This is a genomic window from Actinosynnema sp. NPDC023658 (assembly GCF_040639995.1).
Taxonomy (GTDB): Bacteria; Actinomycetota; Actinomycetes; order Mycobacteriales; family Pseudonocardiaceae; genus Actinosynnema.
This window is the reverse complement of record NZ_JBFAAX010000593.1, coordinates 1-3,524: the sequence shown is the minus strand read 5'-3', so window position 1 is coordinate 3,524 and position 3,524 is coordinate 1. Positions and strand designations below refer to the sequence as shown.

Below are 3,524 nucleotides of genomic sequence, written 5' to 3'. Positions count from 1 at the left end.
GTTCCGGCCGCGGAACCTGCCGTTCCGCGAAGGCAACGTCGTCCTGGCGGGCAGCGGCACCACACCGGGCGTCGGCATACCGCCGGTGCTCATCTCGGGCAGGCTCGCGGCCGAACGCCTCCGCCACCCGAGCGGGGCCGGGCGCTCCACCGGGGTCGGCGTGGCCGGCTCGGACGTCGGCCGGTGACCGCGGGCGCCTGCCGGGCTTGAGCTCGTCGGCCCGTCGTCGGTGTCGTTCGCCGCGGGGACGGGCGCGGGGTCGCGGGCCGGGTCAGCGGTAGTGGGCGCGCAGGCGGCCGGGCAGGTCGTCGGGCCCGCCGTAGGTGCGTAACCGGATCGGCCTCGGGTCGCCGGGGTGCCTGCCGCTGCGCAGGGCCGCCACGAACGCGGCCACGTCCGCCGGGGTCGGCAGGACGTCACCACCCAGGTAGGTGATGACCACGGGCGGTTCGTCGGCACGGGTGCGCACGGCGGCGGCCCAGCCGTACTCCTCGTCCCACAGCAGCGCGAGGTCCCGGTCCGGGAAGGACGGCAGGGGCGGGTCGAGCGGCAGGTAGGCGGTCGCGGGAGGGCCGGGGTCGGTGCTCCAGCGCCGTTCCGCCGAGCCCAGTCCGGCCGCGACGGCCCGCACGTACCGCGCCAGGTCCGGGTCCACCCGCCTGCACCCCCGCACTCGGGGACGGCGACGGCCCGCGCGTGACGCCGGTCGTCGCCGTCCTCACCTCACCTGGTCCGCGGCACGCCGCCGGTGCGGGCCGAGCGACCCAGCGCGAAGCCGAGCGCGACCATGCCCAGACCGAGCAGCAGGTGCAGCCAGTTGTCGGCGTTGTTGACCGGCACGAAGTTCGCCGCGCTGTCGTGGTCGACGATGAGGCCGTAGAGCCACAGCACCAGGTAGATCACGCCACCGGCGACGAGGTACAGGAACGCGTTGCGGGCAGTCCGGGCCATCACCAGGCCCGCGACGCCGAACGCCAGGTGCACGATGTTGTGCAGGATGGAGACGGCGAACACGCCGAGCAGCATGGCCTGGGACTCGTGACCCGCGAACTGGAGCGTGTCGTAGTCCGTCGTCAGGCCCGGGATGAACCCTGCGATGCCCACCACCAGGAACACCGCGCCCACGACCATGGCGGCCAGCTGGACCGGTGTGCGTGTGGCTGTGTCGGGTCTGGACATGTCGACTCCCGTCGCCTTGCGAAAACCCACTTCGGTCGCTGACCGACTACCCGGCGCGGGTGCGGGCAAACAGCGATCACACACCGGTCTCCACCGGTCAAGTCGACCCCGCGCCGACCGACGTGCCGACCGCAGCCGCGATCGGGGTGTTTTGCCTGCTCAGCGCCGCCGCGAGGGGCCGCGTTCGCTCGCCGGACCGCCGGCTCGTCGAGCGCCCCCATCCGCACTCGTGCGGGTCGCACGGACTCGATCGTCCGACCGTGTCGAGAACGCCGTGTCCGCTCCGCTCCCCTTCGGGAGCGCCGCACCGGGCGCTCGACGACGCGGAGGAGACGGACGTGGAACGCGACGAGGTCATCGAGGTCATGGGCAAGCCGATCTCGCGGGAGCTGCTGGGCTCCTCGATCCCGGCCCGGTTGGCCTACATCGGGGTGGACGGGGCGCCGCGGGTCGTCCCGGTCGCGTTCCTGTGGGACGGCGCGCGGATCGTCGTGTGCACCGTGCCGAAGGCCGCGAAGGTGGGGGCGCTGCGCCGCGACCCGAAGGTGTCGCTGACCGTCGACACCGAGGGCTACCCGCCACGCGTGCTGCTGGTCCGCGGCACGGCGGACCTCGAACTGGTCGACGGCGTGCCGGACGAGTACGTGGAGGCCAGCCGGAAGATCGTGCCGCCGGACCGGTTCGCGGGCTGGGAGGCGGGCGTGCGGGCGCTGTACGACCACATGGTCCGCATCACCGTCGAGCCGACCTGGGCGAAGCTGCTGGACTTCGAGACCACCATCCCCAAGGCGGTCGAGGACCTGGTCCGCGCCTACCACGCCTGATCCCGCGCCCCGCCCGGACACGCGTGTCCTACCTCCAGAACACGCGTGTCCTACGCTCAGGTCGCGAGAGTCCTACGCTCAGGACACGTGAGTTGAACGCTCAGGACGGTCAGTCCTGGTCCGGGCGGGCCACCAGGGACCACAGGTAGCTCAACGGCTCGCCGTCCGGCTCGTCGCGCTCGACGAACTCGCGGATCAGGGCGAGCACCCGGGCGTTCAGCTCCGCCTGGGACGCCGCACCGAGCCGCAGCACCCCGCGGAACGTCTCACGGCCGGCGTCCGGCCCCGCCTCCAGCACCTCGGCGCGGTGCGCGGCCAGCAGCGCCAGGTCCACCCGCTGCGCCAGGCCCTCCCCCTCGGCGTCGACCAGCCCGAGCTGCCATGTGCGACCGGTCGACCGGTACGGCCGCTCCAACGCCCCACGCGTGCCGCTGCGCACCGGTTCGGCGGTCAGGAAGTCGGTCTTCACCAGCGCCCGCACGTGCCGCAGCACGGTCGCCGGCGCGACGCCCAGCCGGTCCGACAGCTCCTTGTTCGTCAACGCGCGGTCGAAGCACAGGCGCAGGATCCGCCACCGCAACGGGTGCGCGAGCGCCTTCAGCTCCTCGACCGTGGCGTCGCGGGCGGGGTGATCGGGCGGGGCCGGCACGTGCCAGAGGCTAACCCACCCGCCTTGCCACGGCGCGCACCGGTTTGGTTGACTGCTATCGATTGCACAATGTGAAATCAGTAGGGAGCGCACGATGGGCTGGACCGACTTCGAGTGGCTGTCCGGAGCGGAACCCGGCCCGGACGGCCGGACGGCGGCGTACCTGAGCGACGCCTCCGGTCGTCCGCAGCCGTGGGTGCTGCCGCTGGACGGCGGGCCGGCACGACTCGTCGAGGTGCCCGGCTCGGTCGTCCGGTGCGTGTGGCGGCCGGACGGCGAGCGGCTGCTGGTGCTGACCGACCTCGACGGCCGCGAGGACCACCGCCTCGCCGAGGTCGACCCGGCCACCGGCGAGGTCACGTGGCTGGTCGCGGAGGACGGCGTGCGGTGCGAGATCGGCACGCCCCACGGCTCCAACGGCCGGCCGTACAGCCCGGACGGCGCGCTGCTCGCGTACGCCTCCAACGCTCGCGACCGCGAGGTGTTCGACGTGCTGGTGCGCGACCTGCGCACCGGTGACGAGCGGATCGTGCTGCACGGCGACGACCGCTACCTGCCGATCGGCTTCTCCCCCGACGCACGGCTGCTGCTCGTGATGCGGCTGCACCAGAACACCGAGCAGGACCTGTTCGCCTGCGACCTCGTCGACGGCTCGGTCCGGCTGCTCACCCCGCACGACGGCCCGGCGAAGTACCACCCGGTCGACTGGCTGCCCGACTCGTCCGGCGTCTACCTCTGCACGAGCCAGGGACGTGACTTCCTCGGCTTCGCCGCGCTGTCCCTCGACGGCCGGCTGACCTGGATCGACGCGCCGGAGTCCGACGTGGAGGGAGGCGCGCTGTCCCCGGACGGCACGCGCCTGGTCTGGGGCG

At 73.2% G+C, this 3,524-nt stretch carries 4 protein-coding genes and 2 pseudogenes; 3 read left to right on the top strand and 3 right to left on the bottom strand.

Translation table 11 applies throughout. The annotated features are described in order from the left end of the window. Positions 1-187 (top strand): annotated as a pseudogene (locus AB0G02_RS31755) (phytoene desaturase); the annotation flags it as partial. 84 nt (positions 188-271) lie between these two features. Here the strand turns inward: AB0G02_RS31755 and AB0G02_RS31750 are convergent. Both AB0G02_RS31750 and AB0G02_RS31745 read right to left on the bottom strand, forming a co-directional pair. Continuing rightward, positions 272-655, bottom strand: a complete 384-nt coding sequence (locus AB0G02_RS31750) for a DUF6292 family protein (protein ID WP_360801442.1) — start codon at positions 653-655, stop codon at positions 272-274. A 68-nt stretch (positions 656-723) separates the two neighbouring features. Further along, complete coding sequence (locus tag AB0G02_RS31745; protein ID WP_360801439.1) at positions 724-1,179, bottom strand: DUF4383 domain-containing protein; 456 nt, start codon at positions 1,177-1,179, stop codon at positions 724-726. Positions 1,180-1,517: 338 nt separating this feature from the next. Here AB0G02_RS31745 and AB0G02_RS31740 point away from each other — a divergent pair, with 338 nt between their 5' ends. Next, complete coding sequence (locus AB0G02_RS31740) at positions 1,518-2,003, top strand: pyridoxamine 5'-phosphate oxidase family protein (RefSeq protein WP_360801436.1); 486 nt, start codon at positions 1,518-1,520, stop codon at positions 2,001-2,003. 109 nt (positions 2,004-2,112) lie between these two features. On the opposite strand, the gene AB0G02_RS31735 is transcribed toward AB0G02_RS31740, so the two are convergent. After that, positions 2,113-2,652 (bottom strand): helix-turn-helix domain-containing protein, encoded by a 540-nt coding sequence (locus tag AB0G02_RS31735; RefSeq protein WP_360801434.1) that lies wholly within the window; start codon positions 2,650-2,652, stop codon positions 2,113-2,115. A 94-nt stretch (positions 2,653-2,746) separates the two neighbouring features. Here AB0G02_RS31735 and AB0G02_RS31730 point away from each other — a divergent pair. Further along, positions 2,747-3,524, top strand: a pseudogene (locus AB0G02_RS31730) (hypothetical protein); the annotation flags it as partial.

Excerpts from the sequence above, each read along its gene's own strand:
- AB0G02_RS31745 (WP_360801439.1), bottom strand. The coding sequence starts at position 1,179 with ATGTCCAGACCCGACACAGCCACACGCACACCGGTCCAGCTGGCCGCC.